Genomic DNA, 18,448 nt, shown 5'->3' with positions numbered 1-18,448 from the left:
CTCAACCTGAAAGGACCCGCAAATGAGTCGCGGAATGCCGTCCATGACTGCACTTCTCGGGATGCTGGCGATCGCCGGCTACCAGAATCGAGACAAGCTGGCGGAGTTTCTCAAAGGCCCGGGATCCGGATCTCTCGCGCCCTCCAATGCCCAACAGCCGCTTGGCGGCCTGCTCAGCAACCTCACTGGCATGCTGAGCGGAGCGGGTGTCGGAGGACTGCTTCAGGGAGGAATCGGCGAGCTCTTGGAGAAATTCAACCAAAACGGCCATGGCGACGTGGCGAAGTCTTGGGTCAGCTCTGAGCCGAATAAGGAGATCTCGCCTCCGCAACTGCGGGAAGCAATCGGGCCCGACGTGTTGGACAAGCTCGAGAAAGAGACCGGGCTGTCTCACGACGAAATCCTCGCAAGGCTCTCGCGTGAACTGCCGCAGGCCATCGACAGGTACACACCCGAGGGGCGGATACCAACCTCTTAGTTGTCGGATGGCCCTTGAACGGTTGCCGTTGTTTATTCGAAGGAGCGGACCATGAGCATTATCTGGACGATTATCATCGGCTTTATCGCGGGAGTCATCGCAAAATTCATCATGCCAGGCGACAACGAACCCTCCGGGTTCATCCTGACGACCATTCTCGGCATTGTCGGCGCCTTCGTTGCGACCTACCTCGGTCAGGCTCTTGGCTGGTACCGTCCCGGAGAAGGCGCTGGACTCATCGGTGCCGTGGTCGGCGCCATCATCGTACTCTTTGTGTATGGTCTCTTCGCCGGGCGCCAAAGGCGCGTGATTTGAACAGTAGAAAGCCAGGCTTGTATCTTGCCCGATCAGGTCGCGGGGAGCGTGCCGCCGGCGCGCTCCCGCGATAACTCATGAACTCATGAAGGCGACTTCACCTCGGAACGCGCAGCTGCGGCGGCATCCGAGCCAGTTTGCTTGAGGCGGTCCACAAGTTCAGCCCCGGTGTCGCTGATCTCTGCGACGACGGTGTCCGAAGCTTCCCGCAGCGCCTGCGACACCGCACCCGCGCGTCGATTGAGATCCGCCTTCACATCGTCGCTGACGTCGCCGATATACTTGTTCTCCATATCGGACGCACGAAACGCACCTGCCACCGCTGCACCGATCGCGATACCCACGACTCCAAGCACGAGGGGTTGCCGTTCAAGCATATCGGCAAGTGACGACCTCGCGCTGTTGATGGTTTCTTTATCTGGAAACGGGCGACCAAGCTTGTTGAACTGGTCCTGTGCGAAGGCGACCCCCTCGTCGAAGCGGTCGCGGACGTTGTTGGCTGCTCCCGACACCGCATCGGAAGCGGCAGTGGTCGTGCCCTCAAACGTGTCTCTAACGCCCATTGCCCGATCGTCGTCCATTTCAGGTGCTGTCGGAGGCGCTACGGTCTGCTTGACGGCGGATGCCGCCGACTTGAGACCACTCGTTCCGACGTCGGCGGCGGATGCAACGGCCTCCGTCGCCGATCGCGCCGCACTCTTCAGCCTCTGGTCGCCGGCAAGCAACCAGAGCGCGCCGCCCCCAATCAGCGCTGCGGCGAGGGGGTTTTCCCGGGCGGCGGTGACCAAACTGTCCATAAAGCTGATGTTTGTGCTGCTCATCGCACCATTTCCTTCACGGTATCCTTATCCTTTTCGAGCTGGCTGATCGTTTCCTGGGGGGCTAGATGACGCGCATCAAGTCGGCTGATGCCGATGGCTATCAGGACGGCGGCGATGACCGCCGCGATGACTGCCGAGGTCAGATAGGAGACCGGCGGCGACCATCCCGCCGAGATCAATGCGGCCGACAGGGCAAAAAGGGCCATGACGATCGCCGGGATCACCAGAACGGCGCCACCTACAATCAGGCCCAGCGCCCCGCCGATCTTCTGCAGCTTGTCGCCAAGCTCAGCTTTTGCCAAGTCAATCTCGTTCTGGAAGAGCTTGGCGAACTGCGCCATGGCATCGCCGAGCAGCGTCGAGATGGCCCTAAATTCGCTCTGGCTGGTCTTGATATCGCGCTCGATGCTCATGGTACCGTGCTGCCCTGTGCCGACGAGGTTTGCTTCGTATCGGAGCTGCGATGCATGGAGTCCTGAGGCCGGGTTTGTTGGCCCGGCGAGAACGAGCTCGCGCTCGGCTTCCAGCCGCCCTCCGACGCTGTTCTATCAGTCATGTCGCGCTGCGCCGCGGAGGACGACTGCCCTCCCGACGCCTTGAGGAAGCGCACGGCCGCGAAACCTGCCAGCACCGATATCCCGAGAAAGGCCGCGGGTTGACGTTTGGCAAAATCGGTCGCGCCTTCAACGAGGTCTTTGAAGCTTCCATCCCGGATCTTCTGTGCGGCGTCCGCGACGTAGTCGGCGGCGGAATCGATGCCACGCGCGGCGAACGGCACGTCGGCCTCAAACGCGCGGCCCGCGTCGCGGATGTTGCCTGCCAGACGCTCGATGAAATCTGCGCCCGAACGTTGCTGCTCGCGCGCCTGGCTCTGGATCTGGTCCACGGTTCCTTCCGCAACCTCCTTTGCCGCATCCGCGGCCTCGCCGAACTTGTCGCGTGCGGCGTCGGCCGATGCCCGGAAGGCGTCGCCAGCGCGCTGTTTCACTTCCGCTCCGGCATCACTTATTTGTTCCTTGATGTCTTTGGCGGTGCCCTTGCCCTGGTTCTTCCCGAACTGCGTCACGTTGTGCGGGTCCAAATCGCTCATGATGGTGATCCTTTAAGTGTTGGTTTGAGAGGGACTAAAGGCGGCTTTGACCACGTCGTCGGCAGCCTCTTTCAATGTGTCGGCCATGTTTTGCGTCATACGGCTAGTGTGGCTGCCCAGATCGGCCTCGGCGACTTTTTGCGTCGCCGCATCTGCCGCGGATGTGGTCGCCTCTTTCGCCGCCTCGAATCCAGATTGCGCGGCGGCGGCCGCAGCCTGCTTCACTCCGTCACTCGCCCGGCCCATCACCTCGGCTTCAGTCTTGGTCTCGGGAAGAGCGGCAGCAAGGATGGCGCCGATCGCGATGCCCAAGCCTCCGATCAGCGCGGCATTGTCGCCGATGGTCTGTCGGGCCTGGTCAGGTGCGTTCGCAGCGGCATCCTGGGCTGCGTCCATGCCGCTCTTGAACTTTTCGCTTGCGAAACCTGCAGCCTGCCGCAGATCAGAGGCGAGACCAGCGGCCTTGCCCTGCGCGTCACCTGCCAGCCCCGCGGCTCGATTTTGGGCGGCGGAGAGCGTCTCACTGGCGTCACCCTGCATCGCTCGGGCGCCCTCCGTTACGTCCCCAAGCATGCGCTCCGCTTTATCCATGACCGGACCGGTGACCTCTGCAGCGCGGTCCCGTACTGTCTTCGACGTCAGGGCCAGCCCGGCTCCAATCATGAGAAGCGGCAGCGGCGTACCTCGCATCAAGCGGAGCAGCGGGACACCGACTGCGGCCCCCGCGGCCACAGCGCGCATCGGGTTGTCCATGATCTGTTGCTTGAGCCCGTCGATCCAACTCTGGGTCTTTTGGTCGATGTATTCGGTGACTTCGGATTTGATGTGCTGCGGCGAGACTTTTTGGCGAATGTCGTCGGCGGTGCCCGATATCTGCTCCCTCAATCGCCCCACCGTCGCCGCCAACTCTGCGCGGCTGCGCTCGGACTCACGTCTCAACTCCTCCACGGATCGCGTCATCGCGACACCCTCCTTTGATTCTTTGATTTAATGACGAACTCGCGCAGTATTTGATCGTTCCTCGCGTCCTACGGACCTTTAAGGACGGCTGCCGTGCGGATCTCTCCGCAGAAGGTCGACGGGAGTCGTTCTCGATACGGCGCGCGGGATTGGGCCAATGCTTGCTTCACGGCCTCGCGGGTGACAGGCAAGCCGTGGAACTCGCGGCGCGGTGGCCGTTGCTTGGCCGCGACAGAGGTAGTGTAGGGTCCACGCCAAAGCCGGGCGAGTTGCGATGCTGCCGGGATCGGAGAAGATGCCGTAGATTGCAACGCGCGGGGCGATGGCGGGGAAGATCGCCAGAAGGCTGTAGTAGGTCATGCCGGCGGCGAGCGCGAGAACGCGGGGCTCGCCGATGTTGCCGTAGACCGCCAGAGAATGTCCTTTCATCCCCGCGCGGGAATTCCGCGGGCGACGTGGCGTGGCGTCCGCGGCCTCGGACTCCGTCGCAAGCTCGGCCGGCGAGGCATGCCGATCGTTATCTTCCTTCGTGGAGAAGGCAGCGTCATCCTTCGTTCTAGGCGCTTTTTCGGGCGGCGCGATGCGATCCCACAGAAACGCCACGGCCAGCAGTCCCAGCGCTGTCGCGAGATTCCATCCGTCACTGCGGCGATCCGCTTTACGACCTGTGCTCAAGCGTTCCTTCGGATCAGAAATCGCTGAAAGTCGGGAGGAGTTCCTGGTGGCCTAACCTCCTGCGGAGGGTCTGCTTTGGGCCAGCATATCCCGAACTTTGCAGCCCAGGACGACGCCCGACAGCGTCGCGCCGGCGATATTGGCCAGCACGATGACCCAGTCGCCCTCGATAGCTCCATAGATGACCCAGAGCCCAAGTCCCACCGTGAGCGCAGACAGCATGCCGAGCGATAGGTCGCCGGTGGATCCGCGCGGCCATGCCTTCCGGACCTGCGTCAGGTAGGAGAGCGAGGCGAGGAGCGCGGCGACCGATGTAGGGAGCGAACGAGAACAAGGGTTCTGGATTACTTGGGTTCGACCTTTAGCGGAGGATCGGTCGGCTAGACCCTGGCGCCGGCCGCCGCCGCGGCGCTCTCCGTAATGGCGCCGGAATCCGCATGCACCGCACCGGAATCTTGTCCTCCGATCAGGAACAGCCAGCGCCAGCATGGCGGCCAATGTCAGCAAGGATTTTCGCGCCATCCGCTTCTTCATCGGACCGCCAATTCGTTTTTTCAACAACGGCTTGAAAGTATGGTTGCTCCGAAGCGAACCGGGAACTGTCTCCAGCGTTAAACTCCGGTAGATCAACCGGACGAAGCAATGGCTCTTGCGACCGTCAAGCCCTCGAAAGCAGACGTGCGGATTGCCCGCACGGTGGCTCGCAGCACCAATCATCGAGCGGAGATCATTGCACGTGGGCTTACGTGGGGAGCCGATGAGAAGATTCTGCTGGCGCTCGCAGCGGCGGGCTGGCTCGCGACCCGGACGCAAGGCGAGGCGCTACGCCGGGCGGGCAACCACGCTTTACTGGTCACCGTCGCCGCTTCGCTTCTGCCCCACGGCATGAAGTCTCTGTTCGACCAGACCCGCCCCGATCGTAGAACGGTGCTCGGACATGTCCACGGCATCTCGTTCTCCGGGAAGCGCAAGAACGCGTTCCCCTCCGGGCACGCGCAGCATATGGGTGCGCTGGCGTCCGCGGTCGGACCTTTGCCGCCTGGAACTCGCCGGGCGATCCGCGCGCTCGCCATCGGCCTGTCGCTCACGCGCGTAGCTGTGCTGGCGCACTGGGCAAGCGACGTCGTAACCGGATTCGTGTTCGGCGCCGTGCTGGAGCGAATCCTTCGCCTCTGGACCGGATATGCCGCCGACGAATCGATGGAGAACGGCCATGCCGATACTTGAGGACCTGAAGGAGTATGCAGAGCGCGCGACTGGCCTGCGCCGTCCCGGAAAAAAAGGAGCCCCCGATCTTGTGCGGGAGCGGAAGCCTGAGACCGTTCGCTTCAAGGACGACGGTCTTATTCCCAATCATCCCAGATGGCCGCTGATCATCTACCGAAAGGCGATCGACCTTGACGGGAAGAATGACCCCGCTGCGGTGATGGAAGATCTCTTCGAGGCGAACGGCGGGGCCGATAGCTGGCGCGACGGTATCTATGACTATGTGCACTATCACTCCCGGATTCACGAGGTGCTCGGCATCGCGCGTGGCAAGGGGCGGGTACGTTTCGGCGGCAACAAGGGTCGGATCTACACTCTGAAAGCCGGCGATGTCGCTATCCTGCCGGCGGGGACCGGCCACCAGTGCTTGTCGGCAGAGGACGATTTTCTCGTCGTGGGCGCCTATCCGGCAACGGGGACTTACGATGAATGTACGGCGGTCGAGGACCGTCCGCGCGCGTTGAAGACAATTTCGAAGGTGCCGGTCCCACGCAAGGATCCGGTATATGGCGCCGCCGGGCCGCTTGCGAAGCTTTGGAGGAGGCCGAAGTGAGCGAGTACGTGCTCCGCTTTCTGATCGGCGGCGCGGTCGTCTCCGCCTTCGCGATGCTGGGCGACGTCCTGAGGCCGAAGAGCTTTGCCGGCTTGTTCGGGGCCGCGCCATCCGTTGCCCTCGCAACGCTCGGGATCGCGATCTATCAGCACGGCGCCGGCTATGCCGCCGTCCAGACGGGATCGATGACGGCTGGCGCCGTCGCGCTCGCCGTCTACAGCGTGGTTGTCTGGCAGCTTCTCGTTCGAGCGCGGGTGAGGGCGCTGCCCGCGAGCCTGATGTCGATCGTTGTCTGGCTCGCCGCGGCCTTCGGCTTGTGGGTCGTAGCCGGAGGTCAAACATGACCACGCCCATCCGCGTCTCGCCCTCGTCACTGCGGGAGGGACGCTGGTATGAGTACGTCATTCGTTTCGCGCTCGGCGGCGCCGCGACGGTTTTCACGGGCCTCATCAGCAGCCGATACGGCGCTTCGATCGGCGGTCTCTTGCTCGCGCTGCCGGCAATCTTCTGCGCCAGCGCCACCTTGATCGAAAAGCATGAAATCCGTCGCAAGCGCGAAGCCGGCCTTTCCGGGGAGCGACGGGGACAGATGGCGGCCGCGCTCGATTCCGCCGGCGCCGCCTTGGGGTCGGTGAGCATGTTCGCGTTCGCTGTGGTGTTCTGGCTCTTGGTCGAACGGAGTATTGCCGGCGCTTTCGTCGGCGCCTCGCTGGCCTGGTTGGCGGTCTCGGTCGCGAGCTGGCACGTGCGACGCAAGATGAGGTCGGACCGACGGGCGGCTGCTCGCGAGAAGGGCCGGCCCGCCATGCCGCGTAGCCGACCCTTCTGATGCTGGTCTAATCGTCAGGCCGCGGTGAAGGCTCTCGCGTTGACGCCCTTGCGCAGAGCGACCGTGTTGAGCTTGGTGTTCGCCGCCTTTTCCTCGTTCAGATTGGTGGTGAGGAAGCGCACGATCTCGTCGTGGCCGAGCTCTTCGGCCCAGGCAATCAGCGTGCCGTAGCGGCACATTTCGTAGTGCTCGACGGCCTGCGCGTTGGCGACAATGGCTGCGTCCAGAACGGCCTTGTCCTCGATCTCGCCGGCCGTCTCGTCGGCCTCACTGATGATCCCGTCGATGGCGGGGCACTTGGTGCCGCTGGGCTCCTTGCCGAGCTTGGCGAAGGCCTTTTCGAGTCGTCCCACCTGCTTGTTGGTCTCCTCGAGATGGTTCTTCAGGCCGGTGACGAGGTCGCGGTTGGTAGCCTTGTCGATCATCTTCGGCAGCGCTTTGACGATCTGCTGTTCGGCGTAGTAGATGTCCTGCAGACCGTGGGTCAGCAGGTCGTCCATGGTTTTGATAATCGACTTTTCCTCTCGCAATGATGGCAATGGAACGCGCGCGCCGTTTCGCGGTTCCCGTCCGCGACAATCGGCGACCGCGGCCCGCAAGGGCGCCCTCGGCAGCACTCATGAAAGTGAGACCCCGTTCGGTTCCTCCGCGTTCTGACCATCGGCGCCGAACCCGGCGACGCCAGCTTCACCAATCGCAAGAGCTAGGCCTTGGGCGGCGTCCGTCCGGTCGTCACCTCGCTAGGGCTTCCACGATCTGCTCCGGATGGTACGGCTTCTGCAGCGTGAGGCTGCCGGGGACCGGGCGGGGCGTGACGGGCGAAAAGCCCGTCGTATAGATGACGGGCAGACCAGGATGCTGCTCGCGGCGGCGCTCGGCGATCTCCCAGCGGTCGATTCCGCCAGGCAGCTTTATGTCCGTGACCAGCACATCCGCAGCTTGGCGCCCGCACCAGGACAGCGCCTGCTCGCCGTTCGCCGCATGGATCACGTCAAAGCCTTCCTCGCAAAGGACTCGACGACGAACTCGCCGATGAGGGGATCGTCTTCAACGACGAGGATACGCACCGGCAACACCCGAAGAATCTGACAAGCCTAATCGATCTCGAACCACCGAAGCCGTGGGTCGGTCCGCGATTCACATGGGATAATCGCGCCCGCGCCTGCGGAAGTGAAAACGGGCCCGCGAATGCGCGGGGCGTTCGATCGAATGAGTTGTCCGCGACGTAGCGCGAGCGAAGGCCTCAGGCAGCCTTCTGGTTCACGTCACTCAGCGCGAGCTTGTTGAGCTTCTGGTCCGTCGCCTTCTCCTCGTCGAGGTTCTGCTGCAGGACGGAGGCGCAATCGTCCCGGCCGAGCTTCTTCGCCCAGGCGATCAGGGTGCCGTAGCGCGTGATTTCGTAGTGCTCCACGGCCTGGGCGGCGGCGATGAGGGCGGCGTCGAGGACCTGTTTGTCGTCCACGTCGCCCGCGACTTCGCTCGCTTCCTTCAGGATGCCGTCGATCGCCGGGCAGTCGACGCCCTTCGCCTCGACGCCGTGCATCTGGAATACCTTCTCGAGCCGCGTGATCTGGTCCTTGGTTTCCGAGAGATGGGTCTCGAAGCCGTTCTTCAGCGTCTGGTCGCTCGCCTTGTCGATCATGTCCGGGAGGTTCTTCGCGATCTGCTGCTCGGCGTAGTAGATGTCTCGCAGCGTGTGCACGAAGAGGTCGTTCAGTGACTTGATGTCCTTGGTAAAGAATCCCATGGTGTCCTCCGGGTTGGGTTTGGACAGCAAACGATCGGCGCCTGCGACCGTTCCTCGCGCCCTCAAAGCGGGATGATTTCCTGGGCGCGGATGACGATTTCTTCCTGGTCCAGCTCCTTCTGGAGCCTCTCCCGCAGGGCGCGCTCCGGTCTCTTTGGGCAGCAGGTTTTGAACGCGGTATGCCATGCTCACGACCAACGCCTCGCCGTTCCAGGCCACGCGGCGAGGAGAGTTTCGGTCGCGACGCATTCGACCTGCTGGCCGAACCGGTTCAGGTAGATGTTCATCGTGGAATCGTGCGTCTCGTCGGCGGAGCCGCAGACCGCGTCGGTGGCGAGGATGACGCGAAAACCCCAGTCCACCGCGCCAAGGACGGTTGCGAGCACGCAGACATCGGTCTCGCCCCCCGTGACGATGAGAGTGTCCACGCCTGCGCCGCGCAGTTGCGCGTGGAGATCGGTCCCTATCCACGGCGAGTAGACGTGCTTGTCGAACGTGCGCGCGGGCGGCACGAAGCGGGCAAGCTCCGGCACCAGCTCGATCATCTCCGGGCCTATCCGCTCCATCGTCATCGAGCTCCAGCGTTCGTAGTAGCGCCGCCACATGCCGCCGGCCTGCCCGGCTGTCCGCGCAGGGATGAAGCGGGTGAAAATGGTTCGTTCGGCGTGCGCTGAGGCGATGGCGGCGACGTTGGGAAGGACCCGCGGCAGCCACGGCATCTTCCAGTCGGTGTTCTCCGCGAACATGCGTTGCATGTCGACGCAGTGATGGACGGCGCTTTCGCCGGGCGCCCCGTAGCGGAGCTGGTCGTCTTTGGACATTGCTCTTCCTCGACAGCCGCTTCTAACGGACCGGCGCGTGCCTGGTTCCTTATCGCAAGGAGGATGGTCGATGCAGGCATATGGGCAGCGGAAATGCCGCACGGTTAGTCCGAGGCGATGGCCGAGATCATGAAGGAGCAGTCGATCGGACGGCTGGGCCGCCCGGAGGTCGCCGCCGCGGCACCCTGGCTTTGCAGCCCGGCCGCTAGTTGCGTGATCGGCGTCGTCCTGCCGGTGGACGGCGGATTCACCGGTCGCTGACCAACGGACCTGGCGAGCCGGCAGATGCATTTCGGAGATCGTCCTTGCGAGAAGGCGGACCGCGCGCGCTGAGAGCTTGGAATTCCGCGTCCCTATGGGCCGTCATAGGTCCTCTCGGAGGCCCTTGAAAAAGGGATGTCGCACCTTGCCCTCAGCCGACTTGGCGCGATACTCGACCTCGGCGAGCAGCTTCGGCTCGACCCAGATGCCCTTGTGGGCGATCCGTTTCGCGTAGAGCTGCGTCTTCCGGATCAAGGGCTTCAGCCGCTTTTGGAGGATGACCTTTGGGGCACGAAAGGTCGTTGTAGTCGATCACAAGCCCACTGCAATCCGTTCATGAATAGGTCGAGGCACTTCTCCCTTCGGAACGGCTTTTGCGACGACAGGCATCGGCAGCATGCTCGGGGCGACCGGACCTCAATCCGGATTTTGCGACTTTCTGCTCGAAGCGCGGCCCAGGCTGCGGTAACGTTCGCTCGCGCATAAGCGCCAATGATGCGACGAAAAGGAGGAAGCACATGGCCAGATACGATGCGGTATCACGCCGTAACTTGCTGATCGGAGCCTCTGCAGTTGGAACGATGGGCGCTCTCGGCTCGCTCAGCCCAGCATTCGCCAAGGCCCCGAAGCTCGGCACCCAGGTTGCCCCGTTCTATCGCTTCAAGATCGGCGATTTTGAAGCAACGATCGTGACCGACGGGCCGCTGCCCCTCGGCGACCCCCACAAGAACTTCAATGGTCTTAGCGCTGCCGAGATGGACAAGCAGCTTACCGACAACTTCCTGCCGCTCAGCAACGCGGTGCTCCAGCAGAACGCGCTGGTGGTCAATACCGGTGACAAGCTCATCGTGTTCGATACTGGGATGGGAAGCCTGACGCTATTCGGTCCGACGACTGGCCGGCTGATGAGCAGCCTCAAGCTGGCGGGAATCGATCCGAAAGACGTCGACGCGGTGGTGATGACGCACGCGCACATCGACCATTGCGGCGGCTGCATGGCGGACGACGGATCGCGTCACTTCCCGAACGCCGAATATTTCATCACGCAGCCGGACTACGATTTCTGGACTGACGAGACCAAGGTGCCGTCGGAGTTCAAGGTCTTTCTCGATACGGCGCGCAAGAATCTGCAGCCGAACAAGGACCGGATGCATTTCATCAAGGACGGCGAGGAAATCCTGCCCGGTGTTCATGCGATCTTGGCGCCGGGCCACACGGTTGGTCACACGGTCTTCATGATCAATTCCGGCAAGGACTCGCTGTGCTACATCGGCGACCTCGCTCACCACCCGGTCCTGCTTCTGGAGAAACCCCTGACCGAGTTCATGTACGATACCGACGCCAAACAGTCGGCGAAGAGCCGGGTGCGTGTGCTCAACATGCTGGCGGAGGGCCGGACGCGCCTGCTCGCCTATCATTTCGCTTGGCCGGGGATCGGCCACGTGGCGAAGCAGGGCGATGGCTTCCGCTATTATCCTGAGGAAATGACGTTGATCCCATTGAGCCCAACCTGACTGTTGGGAATTTTGCCAGCCGGCGAGGGTCCCGGACAGCCGGGACCCTGGCGTTGCACGGCAGAGCGGCGCGGTTTATCGACTGCGCACCGTGGCTCTCCCGCAAGCCATCTACCCACGTCTTGCTTCCCTGAATACGTTAGCCGGATCGCCACCGGCGGCTTGTTTTATCTTGTCCGTTGGCGCACCGACGTCTGTTGTTTGCTGCGGTGCATGTGTCCGGTCGTGGCCCTTAGGCGAAATGCCGGACCGGCTCGTCGGGGTCGGCTTCCGGGGTGAAGCGGACGCTGGAGGCTAAAAGCGTTGATGGAACGCAGCAGCGGCAGCCCGGACGTCCGGTGACAGGTCCGGGTTCGAGCCCGCAAGGGGCAGCCACTACGTTTTCTTCGGCCACTTCGCCCGAGCAAATGTCATGGCGCGACGGAGATCAGCCATGTCGACCCAGCCCTTTTCCTCCAAGTGCACTTCCCACGTATACCAAACCTCGACAGGGGTCGTTCGCTACAGGCAGAGCTCAGTTGTACAACCTCTTCGTGCAGTCTCTTGCGCGTTTAGTCCTGCCGCAGTCGTCGAAGCGTGAAGATATAGCAGCGCATCGAAAGTCTCGCAGCTAAGCGATCGGACCTAATAGGCGCGCCGCACCACTCGGGGCCGCGAGGGCGGTCTCGTAGAAACCCGGTTGGCGATCGCGAGCACTGCGGCTTCGTCAGTTTCGAGCGCAATCTTCTGAGCAAGCATGACGTCGCCAGCCGCCAAGCCACATTCGGGAAGAAAGCACCACCCGAATTTGGGTTGCCCCTCTTCATCGAGCTCCAAAACATTACTCACGGTGCCTCGGTGAATTCGATACCGTCGGCCAGTGTGAGAACCGATGACTTCGAAATGATCTTCTGCATCAAATTGCGCGCGCTGCTCTGGAGATAGCCATTCTCGCAAGAGACGGAACGCACGCGTTTCCGGGTCATTTTGCTTGGCAAAGCTCCGGTAGAAGGCACGCACGGCCCGCAAGCTGGCAGCCCTGCTGCCGACGCCGCCGCCTCTAAACAGAAACACCGGCCCCGCCAAGATAGAAAAGCGTTTCCTCCACCGTCGGATCAAATGTCCGTACGACGTTTAGATCGCCAGCCGCTGTCCGAGTAGCAGCGGTAAATCCTTGGCCGGTTAGCTTCTTGAAGCGCTCCTCAGCCTCGGCCAGCTGCTTGCGGTCGTCTTGCTCAAAAAAATGTCTGCCGTCGCCTGTGCGGTCCATTACAATCTGGGTAGCCATGGAAGGAAACTCCGTTTCCTAGCCTCTGATGAGCAAGAACCTCGCGCCGCCAAATGGTGTTCCAAATTTTCGGTGTGCCTTCCCAGCGATCAGCCGCCGGTCTCGACGCTCGAAGGACGAAAACCTGATCCGCCGCGTTCTAACGAGGTCGCCGAATACGTCTAGGGACTGACTCAGGCGTCGGCTGCAAATCCGGAGCGACATTCAACCCGCGGATGCCGAGACCTTGTTTGCGAATTTCCGAAGATACTTCAGATAAGTTCGCTCAATACGATTGAAATGGCAAATAGGAGCAAAAGTCACGGACCATGGTGTCGTCCCTTTCGCTAATGGGGAAATAAGCCCATTTTCTAGGCGAGCCATTTGTCGCCGGCTGCAACAGGCGATTATCTGCACGGTAGAGTGCACCGAACTCGCGCGTGTCAGGCGCTACTCAGGCGCCCGCATTTCGCTCTCGATCACGCGCTGAATGTCTGGGCGCCGTTTTCCTGATCGGCAAGTGCATAGGCTTTCTGTACTTCGGACACCTGGGGCGCAGGGGGATTTGGGACATGACGCACCCTGTGACTAAGGCGGGAGCGCAACACTCTCAGTCACAGGTATGCCCTGAACGGCGAGTACTGCTGTGAGCGCATTGATCTCAATCTTAGTCACCCAGGTGGTCGAGCTGGCCGAGGTTCTTCCCTTCGTCCTGGACGAAATTCAGGACGAGCAGCCTGTCCCACCGTCGCAGGATCGGGAGGTGGGGACGGCGGGACGAGGAAGGGCGTGATTAGCGAGTGCTTCGCGCTGATATCAGATCCACCAAGTCCGCGGAGCGCCAAGCCTAAGGCGCCGGTAAGTAGCAGCAGTGCCGAGACGATGACAGCCAGAAACAGGCGGTCCATGTTGAGTTATCCTTGGAAGCAGTTGCCGACGCTAATCGCCTCACAAATGTCGGCATGAGAGCCAAATGATCATCCGGCTGGACGGTTCCTGGTCAGCGGGCGTCTTATCGTGCTGGACGGGCTTATGCGGCGGCGTGTGGCAGCCAGCGATTTTCTGCATTAGAGCGCGATGTAGCGAGCGCTTCGCGCTGACTGGTCTGGACGCGGGTGGAGCGGGCATCTAACGCTCCGCTAAAAGACCGCGGTGCTCCTAACAATAGGAACGCGACCCCGCTCCGGGGCCGGTTAAGGAACGCAGCTTGATGCGGGCGGTCGAGATCGTGCGGCACAAATTATGGAGCGCGCCCCTAGCGTATCTGGTTATGCATAGAGACCCACTGGTCTGCCAAGGCTTCAGTCCTGCATCAGACAGCGTTTCCTCGGAGCATCCTATTCGGGGGCAGGGAACCACGATCTCGCCGTCGATAGTGGCCGAGCTCGCCTTGAAGTGCCAGGCGTCGTTGGCGACCTTCTTGAAGCGTTTGATCCAGTCGTGCCCACGGCGGGTGAATACGGTGACGGCTTCGTTGGCGAGATGCACCTGGACGCGATAGCCGTCGAACTTGATCTCGTGAATCCAGCGTTCGCCGGACGGCACGCGGTCGATCGAGGATGCCAGGGCCGGCTCGATGAAGCCGGGGAAGGGCGCCCTGACGCCTAGTGCTTCCGGTTTTTTGCGCTGGAAGGCCATCCCTACACCAGGTGCAGACTGAACTGCCGCAGGTCTTGTGGGGAGCAGCGATCAACAAACTCCTGGAGGTACGACGGCACATCGCTCAGTTGCACATTGCAACGACGCTGGATCTCGCGGGCGATCGGCCCGGAAACATCTTCCGAGCACCGCTCTGCTGGATTGAAGGCGACAATCCGGATCGGCTTGCGATATTCTCCGGCTAGCAGATTCTGTCCAGTTTCTCACCACGTGCGCGCTTAGCTTTCATTTCGGCACGCCAGTCGCGGTCATGTCGCCATTCGGCGGCGCTGGCGGGGCGGCGGTGGGTCAGGGCGGTCATAGCAGGATCTCCGCAAAGCCAGACAAGCCGAGACTGGATTGCATATGAGCGAGGGTTGCGATTCCCGGGCTCGCAGGCACCGAAGTAGCTTGCACAACAAGGCAAAGGACCGCTGTCGTCCACAGCGGCCCCTCACGCTTTCCGGGTTTCAATGATTCCGAAATGGCTGGAGAGCGGGAGGTTCCTAGGAACTTTCGGAGGTGCAACCCGTTGAGCGGTCATTCAAGTAGAGGACCGCTCTTGAATCACATCGCCGCTATCTTGATCTTGCTCGTTGGCGGCTCTTCGCTCGCCTTGGCCCAGAGTACAGGTAAATCGAGCAGTGGCGGCTCGGCAGCGAGTGGAACTGCGGCCACCGGCTCGAAAGGTTATGCGGGCGGCACCCTATCGACCGGGCATACCATAAGCGGCACTGGGGGCTACTCCAGTCCCAACGTGGGCAACGCGCTCAGCCACGCAGCGACCGGCGACGTGGATGCTTCCTCGGTTGGTCCGGCTCCAACTTCCCACGACAACGCGGTGGATACGCCCGCCGCCGAACGCGCCATAAAGAACCTAGGCAACACCGACATCGGCATTCTCAAGAAGTAATACATTTGTTGCGTTCTTAGTGATGCCTCGATAGCGGGGCCAGTTCGCCCATCGCCTAGCTGCATCAGCGATCTTGTCGGGCGAATTGATCTGCAATCGCGCAAGTAACCGGGCTCTCTGCTCTTTGACTTGCTCGAGGCTTGACCGCGATCTGCGCGTCAGTCTTCCCGCCAGCCAAGCGCATCAAAAATCGTTTCTCGCGTGGACTGAGCAAGTCGACAACGTCGCGCGTTTTGTAGCGCCGTTTCGCGGGCACGTACATGATCAGCGCCCGACGGCCCCAAGCGTCGCCGGGAGGAGAACAACAAGAGCGGGACGCTGGGGCCGCGCGAGCGCGCCGGGATAAGCCCAGCGCACCGCAGTGACCAGTCCCACCACCGCCTGTTCCATCTGTTCACTTGTATACCCTAGGCGTCCCGCTTATTCGCGGGATGGTTGATCCAAATCAACATCCTAGATGCCAGTTCGCCGCGAATTCGTTGTGGACAGGACAGCATCCAAAGGAATCGGGAGATGACCGCAAAAATGCAATCAGGAGCGAATTCGCGTCGTACCGCGGCCCTTCGCCCTGGCTGTTGTGGAACGCGGCCGGCTCTGTAGGACTCTGACGCATGCCGCGCTATTTCTTCCACGTCACCCACAAACGCCGCGAACTCGACCGGGCAGGCTATGAGCTAGCTGACGAGCACGCCGCTTGGTCTAAGGCCATGGTAACGGCTGGGCAGATACTCCAAGGCCTCGGCGGGAAGCTCACACCCCACCGCGAATGGCGGATGGAAGTCGTGGACGAGTCCCAAAACGCGCTCTAAGTCCTGCGTATCAATGCTGAGAAGCGAACGTAAGCCTTGGCCCAGTTGGCGGATTCATCGTGCTGTTCTAGTAAAAGAACCATAGCGCGATGATGAGGGCTCCCAGCAGCATCACCGACACACCGCCGCTCCGAGGCAGCCACCACTCTGGTTCAATGCCGACCTGCGATCACGGGAGCAAGCTGAGACAAGGAAAACGGCGAGCAAAGCGCCGCTGATTTCAGGCCCCAAGCCGGGCTCGGTATGGCACCGCCGGTCGGGCCAGCTCATTTGCGTTCGAGCAGTTTGGTGAAGGTCAGCCCCGGATTGATCGCCAGCATATTGAGAATGTCGGGCAGCGGCATCTCGGGCGCATCCACCATCACCTCGAAATGACAGCCGGGATGCGCGACGTCGAAGTCGCGCAGATGTTGCAGCCACGCCTGTTGCAGGGATTCCGGGACGTGGGCGATGGTGAGGATCTTAACGACAGGGGGGGCATAGTCGCGCGCTTCGGCATCCTCCGGTGACAGACCTTGCTGGCGATGGACTTCAGCGCCTTGCTTCACTTTCTCCATCCAGCCATCGACCCACGCTTTGAGATCGGGATTCTCCATATGGTCGCCTCCGTTTCATGAAGTTTCGGGGCCGGGCGCACAGAGCGAAACCAGATTGATAAGACGGGCACGCCCTTGAGCGCACCCGTCCCCTCCAACGGCGCCGGAAGCTTGGGCAAGGCGGCCGTGGAGACGCGACCCTAACGGATTACGCCGGCTTCTGGTTTCAAATGGGGCGGGGCGGACGTGCCACTACCGGACGCTTGCCCTAGAGCCGCACGGTTGCCTTCGGCAAGGCCGGAGCGGCGGTGGCCGTCGAAGCCATGACGTGAGCGCAGAGCTTTTCGAGCGCGCGGCACCTGCGCGAAGCTGACGCAGCGGGCCGAGCGTCTCGTCGGGAAGTGGCCCCTCTCTTAGGAACGACCGGCCGGTTGCCGGGGTTTTCCCGAGCCCCCACAAGTGATGGCTCGTCGTGACTGGCCTCACAGCGCACTGTCCGGCAACAGCGCGCCGTGAGGCCGTTGCCGGTCACCCGCGCATGCACGCGTCACAAACTTCGCTCACACTGGGCAGATCGCGACTGACCGAGGCTTGAACAATCCGAACAACAATCCCAAGTGCGACAGTGACAAGTGCCGCTACTCCGCAGGCGAGGTCAGGATCTACCCTGACAGCCCTCCTCCGCTGACCCTGTGCAGAACGTGCTGGGCGCACGAGAGTGCGCGCAGGAGATTTAAGACTGGCCTGCCTGCGCTGAAGTGGGCACCGGGCGACAGACGCGTCAGCGTTCGGTCCTCATATACGGATGAACTCAGACGTCGGTTGAAAAAAATCCAGAGCGGCATTCAGGGATAGTGATGCTTCACCTCGCGGGTGCCGGACCGTGTTTGTGAATTTCCGAAGATGCTCCAGATAAATGCGCTCAACACGATTGAACTGCGAGCAGGAGCAAAAGGTCGCGGATCATGATGTCCTTCCTTTTGCTGTTTCAATGGCGGGAGAAGCCCAACGTTCCTAGACGAGCCGTTCGCGCCGGCTGCAACTGCTAGCAATTCGAGATCTCGCCGCCGGGTGGCGCCGCGGCTTATGGTTGCGGGACGGCTATGAAATCACCCAGTTGATCAGCCGCCAACTGGTCCATCCGATGGCGCCGATCCACACAACCGAGGCCGCGCCGGCGACGCATAAGAATACGACTGGCAACAGATAGCCATCAGTCCATCGACGGTCGTTGACCGGCGAGGTTTTCTCAGTCCTACTAAGCAGGTCGTCCCGTCCCGGAAAAACGGACATATCGGCGGAAGAATGACGTAGAAAATCGCTCATTGATGAATGTCCGTTTGGGGGGCGCGATCACCGAGATCTCGCTACAGTTTCTCGATCACAACAGCGGCTGACACGCGCAGAAAAGGCCCGTTCTGATCTCGCAATTCGACCTTGGTCACGCCCGGAGTGCCACGGCGCGATCCATCTAAAATCGCCTGACCTAGCAGTTCCAGAGCCATCTGAGGTGCCACGCACGTGTCCGGCAATTCGACGCCCTCGTCGTCGATGATCGTGTCGGCATCACTGAGAATGTCGAAATAGATGGTGGGCATGTGGCGGGAAGAACCGGCATAAGTGAGCGAAGTTCCTATTTTTCCCGACGTGCGATTGTCTGCACGGTTGGGTGCAGACGTGGTACTGATCTGGACGTTTCAAGGAACGCAGCTCAATTCCCCTCGTTTGCAGTTTGCACCAAAAACGAGATGCCTGAAGGCAATGCCTCGAGCTAAAGCGCATGCCGCCGTTATCCTGCGGGAGTATCAGAAAGCCGAGTCAGAATTGATCGGCAAGGCAGTCGTGCTTACGGATGGCAAGGCGGGGACCGTCAAAGGATTACACTTGGACGAAGCCCACGGTTTGCGTCTTTCCGTAGCTGGACATCCCGGGAAATGGCCCGTCTCACCGATCAAGCTGGCGCAGAAGTGACAGAC

General features: G+C 61.7%; 25 protein-coding genes and 2 pseudogenes. 11 read left to right on the top strand and 16 right to left on the bottom strand.

Going from position 1 to position 18,448, the window contains the following annotated elements; translation table 11 throughout:
* Nucleotides 1-22 precede the first annotated feature (22 nt).
* Both NLM25_RS33550 and NLM25_RS33545 read left to right on the top strand, forming a co-directional pair.
* A complete protein-coding gene (locus tag NLM25_RS33550; protein ID WP_254122023.1) occupies nt 23-478 on the top strand; it encodes a YidB family protein in 456 nt (151 codons plus the stop codon).
* Between the two features lie 51 nt (nt 479-529).
* Nucleotides 530-793, top strand: a complete 264-nt coding sequence (locus NLM25_RS33545) for a GlsB/YeaQ/YmgE family stress response membrane protein (RefSeq protein WP_249759731.1) — start codon at nt 530-532, stop codon at nt 791-793.
* A gap of 83 nt (nt 794-876) precedes the next feature.
* Here NLM25_RS33545 and NLM25_RS33540 read toward each other — a convergent pair whose 3' ends face one another.
* The 6 genes from NLM25_RS33540 to NLM25_RS33515 form a co-directional block, all read right to left on the bottom strand.
* Entirely contained in the window at nt 877-1,614 is a 738-nt protein-coding gene (locus tag NLM25_RS33540; protein ID WP_254122021.1) for a hypothetical protein, read from the bottom strand.
* Entirely contained in the window at nt 1,611-2,027 is a 417-nt protein-coding gene (locus tag NLM25_RS33535; RefSeq protein ID WP_254122020.1) for a phage holin family protein, read from the bottom strand. Before NLM25_RS33535 ends, NLM25_RS33540 begins: the two co-directional genes overlap by 4 nt.
* Nucleotides 2,024-2,704 carry a hypothetical protein gene (locus tag NLM25_RS33530; protein WP_254122019.1) on the bottom strand — a complete coding sequence of 227 codons (681 nt, stop codon included), beginning with the start codon at nt 2,702-2,704 and terminating at the stop codon, nt 2,024-2,026. Before NLM25_RS33530 ends, NLM25_RS33535 begins: the two co-directional genes overlap by 4 nt.
* Before the next feature lie 12 nt (nt 2,705-2,716).
* On the bottom strand, nt 2,717-3,664 hold the full coding sequence (locus NLM25_RS33525; protein WP_254122017.1) for a DUF3618 domain-containing protein: 948 nt from the start codon (nt 3,662-3,664) through the stop codon (nt 2,717-2,719).
* A gap of 78 nt (nt 3,665-3,742) precedes the next feature.
* On the bottom strand, nt 3,743-4,339 hold the full coding sequence (locus NLM25_RS33520; protein WP_254122015.1) for a hypothetical protein: 597 nt from the start codon (nt 4,337-4,339) through the stop codon (nt 3,743-3,745).
* 51 nt (nt 4,340-4,390) lie between these two features.
* The gene (locus NLM25_RS33515) at nt 4,391-4,828 is read right to left on the bottom strand and encodes a SemiSWEET family sugar transporter (protein WP_254141312.1); all 438 of its coding nucleotides are present in this window, start codon (nt 4,826-4,828) and stop codon (nt 4,391-4,393) included.
* 153 nt (nt 4,829-4,981) lie between these two features.
* Between NLM25_RS33515 and NLM25_RS33510 the strand changes: the two genes are divergently transcribed.
* From NLM25_RS33510 to NLM25_RS33495, 4 genes are read left to right on the top strand one after another with little or no spacing between them, the layout of a single operon-like run.
* Nucleotides 4,982-5,566 carry a phosphatase PAP2 family protein gene (locus NLM25_RS33510; RefSeq protein WP_254122012.1) on the top strand — a complete coding sequence of 195 codons (585 nt, stop codon included), beginning with the start codon at nt 4,982-4,984 and terminating at the stop codon, nt 5,564-5,566.
* Nucleotides 5,553-6,158: a cupin domain-containing protein gene (locus NLM25_RS33505; protein ID WP_254122010.1), complete on the top strand. Its 606-nt coding sequence runs from the start codon at nt 5,553-5,555 to the stop codon at nt 6,156-6,158. Before NLM25_RS33510 ends, NLM25_RS33505 begins: the two co-directional genes overlap by 14 nt.
* The gene (locus tag NLM25_RS33500; protein ID WP_254122009.1) at nt 6,155-6,502 is read left to right on the top strand and encodes a DUF3147 family protein; all 348 of its coding nucleotides are present in this window, start codon (nt 6,155-6,157) and stop codon (nt 6,500-6,502) included. Before NLM25_RS33505 ends, NLM25_RS33500 begins: the two co-directional genes overlap by 4 nt.
* Nucleotides 6,499-6,987 (top strand): DUF3147 family protein, encoded by a 489-nt coding sequence (locus NLM25_RS33495; RefSeq protein ID WP_254122008.1) that lies wholly within the window; start codon nt 6,499-6,501, stop codon nt 6,985-6,987. Before NLM25_RS33500 ends, NLM25_RS33495 begins: the two co-directional genes overlap by 4 nt.
* A gap of 14 nt (nt 6,988-7,001) precedes the next feature.
* Here the strand turns inward: NLM25_RS33495 and NLM25_RS33490 are convergent, their stop codons facing one another.
* The 4 genes from NLM25_RS33490 to NLM25_RS33475 form a co-directional block, all read right to left on the bottom strand.
* Nucleotides 7,002-7,487: a ferritin-like domain-containing protein gene (locus NLM25_RS33490; protein WP_254122007.1), complete on the bottom strand. Its 486-nt coding sequence runs from the start codon at nt 7,485-7,487 to the stop codon at nt 7,002-7,004.
* Between the two features lie 232 nt (nt 7,488-7,719).
* The gene (locus NLM25_RS33485; protein ID WP_254122006.1) at nt 7,720-7,977 is read right to left on the bottom strand and encodes a response regulator; all 258 of its coding nucleotides are present in this window, start codon (nt 7,975-7,977) and stop codon (nt 7,720-7,722) included.
* Between the two features lie 253 nt (nt 7,978-8,230).
* Nucleotides 8,231-8,734, bottom strand: a complete 504-nt coding sequence (locus tag NLM25_RS33480) for a ferritin-like domain-containing protein (protein ID WP_254122005.1) — start codon at nt 8,732-8,734, stop codon at nt 8,231-8,233.
* Nucleotides 8,735-8,922: 188 nt separating this feature from the next.
* The gene (locus NLM25_RS33475) at nt 8,923-9,555 is read right to left on the bottom strand and encodes a cysteine hydrolase family protein (protein ID WP_254122004.1); all 633 of its coding nucleotides are present in this window, start codon (nt 9,553-9,555) and stop codon (nt 8,923-8,925) included.
* A 117-nt stretch (nt 9,556-9,672) separates the two neighbouring features.
* On the opposite strand from NLM25_RS33475, the gene NLM25_RS33470 reads away from it, so the two are divergent.
* The gene (locus tag NLM25_RS33470) at nt 9,673-9,816 is read left to right on the top strand and encodes an SDR family oxidoreductase (protein ID WP_375166896.1); all 144 of its coding nucleotides are present in this window, start codon (nt 9,673-9,675) and stop codon (nt 9,814-9,816) included.
* A 102-nt stretch (nt 9,817-9,918) separates the two neighbouring features.
* Here NLM25_RS33470 and NLM25_RS33465 read toward each other — a convergent pair.
* A pseudogene (locus tag NLM25_RS33465) lies at nt 9,919-10,092 on the bottom strand (DNA ligase); the annotation flags it as partial.
* Between the two features lie 242 nt (nt 10,093-10,334).
* On the opposite strand from NLM25_RS33465, the gene NLM25_RS33460 reads away from it, so the two are divergent.
* Nucleotides 10,335-11,330 carry an MBL fold metallo-hydrolase gene (locus tag NLM25_RS33460; RefSeq protein ID WP_254122002.1) on the top strand — a complete coding sequence of 332 codons (996 nt, stop codon included), beginning with the start codon at nt 10,335-10,337 and terminating at the stop codon, nt 11,328-11,330.
* Nucleotides 11,331-11,954: 624 nt separating this feature from the next.
* On the opposite strand, the gene NLM25_RS33455 is transcribed toward NLM25_RS33460, so the two are convergent.
* From NLM25_RS33455 to NLM25_RS33445, 3 genes and pseudogenes are all read right to left on the bottom strand, one after another.
* Nucleotides 11,955-12,383: a hypothetical protein gene (locus NLM25_RS33455; RefSeq protein ID WP_254122000.1), complete on the bottom strand. Its 429-nt coding sequence runs from the start codon at nt 12,381-12,383 to the stop codon at nt 11,955-11,957.
* Entirely contained in the window at nt 12,370-12,597 is a 228-nt protein-coding gene (locus NLM25_RS33450; RefSeq protein WP_254121998.1) for a hypothetical protein, read from the bottom strand. Before NLM25_RS33450 ends, NLM25_RS33455 begins: the two co-directional genes overlap by 14 nt.
* 1,329 nt (nt 12,598-13,926) lie before the next feature.
* Nucleotides 13,927-14,214 (bottom strand): annotated as a pseudogene (locus NLM25_RS33445) (DNA ligase); the annotation flags it as partial.
* Nucleotides 14,215-14,776: 562 nt separating this feature from the next.
* On the opposite strand from NLM25_RS33445, the gene NLM25_RS33440 reads away from it, so the two are divergent.
* Nucleotides 14,777-15,127, top strand: a complete 351-nt coding sequence (locus NLM25_RS33440; RefSeq protein WP_254121997.1) for a hypothetical protein — start codon at nt 14,777-14,779, stop codon at nt 15,125-15,127.
* A 611-nt stretch (nt 15,128-15,738) separates the two neighbouring features.
* Nucleotides 15,739-15,936 carry a DUF6894 family protein gene (locus tag NLM25_RS33435; RefSeq protein WP_254121996.1) on the top strand — a complete coding sequence of 66 codons (198 nt, stop codon included), beginning with the start codon at nt 15,739-15,741 and terminating at the stop codon, nt 15,934-15,936.
* 266 nt (nt 15,937-16,202) lie between these two features.
* On the opposite strand, the gene NLM25_RS33430 is transcribed toward NLM25_RS33435, so the two are convergent.
* Nucleotides 16,203-16,532, bottom strand: coding sequence for a hypothetical protein (locus NLM25_RS33430; RefSeq protein ID WP_254121995.1), 330 nt, complete (start codon nt 16,530-16,532; stop codon nt 16,203-16,205).
* A 1,307-nt stretch (nt 16,533-17,839) separates the two neighbouring features.
* Nucleotides 17,840-18,070, bottom strand: coding sequence for a DUF6894 family protein (locus NLM25_RS33425; RefSeq protein WP_254121994.1), 231 nt, complete (start codon nt 18,068-18,070; stop codon nt 17,840-17,842).
* 163 nt (nt 18,071-18,233) lie between these two features.
* Between NLM25_RS33425 and NLM25_RS33420 the strand changes: the two genes are divergently transcribed.
* Nucleotides 18,234-18,443: a PRC-barrel domain-containing protein gene (locus tag NLM25_RS33420; protein WP_254124544.1), complete on the top strand. Its 210-nt coding sequence runs from the start codon at nt 18,234-18,236 to the stop codon at nt 18,441-18,443.
* Nucleotides 18,444-18,448: the final 5 nt, after the last annotated feature.

Origin of the sequence: Bradyrhizobium sp. CCGB01, from assembly GCF_024199795.1 — a bacterium.
Lineage (GTDB): Bacteria > Pseudomonadota > Alphaproteobacteria > Rhizobiales > Xanthobacteraceae > Bradyrhizobium.
Note: the sequence above shows the minus strand (reverse complement) of the source record. Positions and strands in the feature narration are given on the sequence as shown.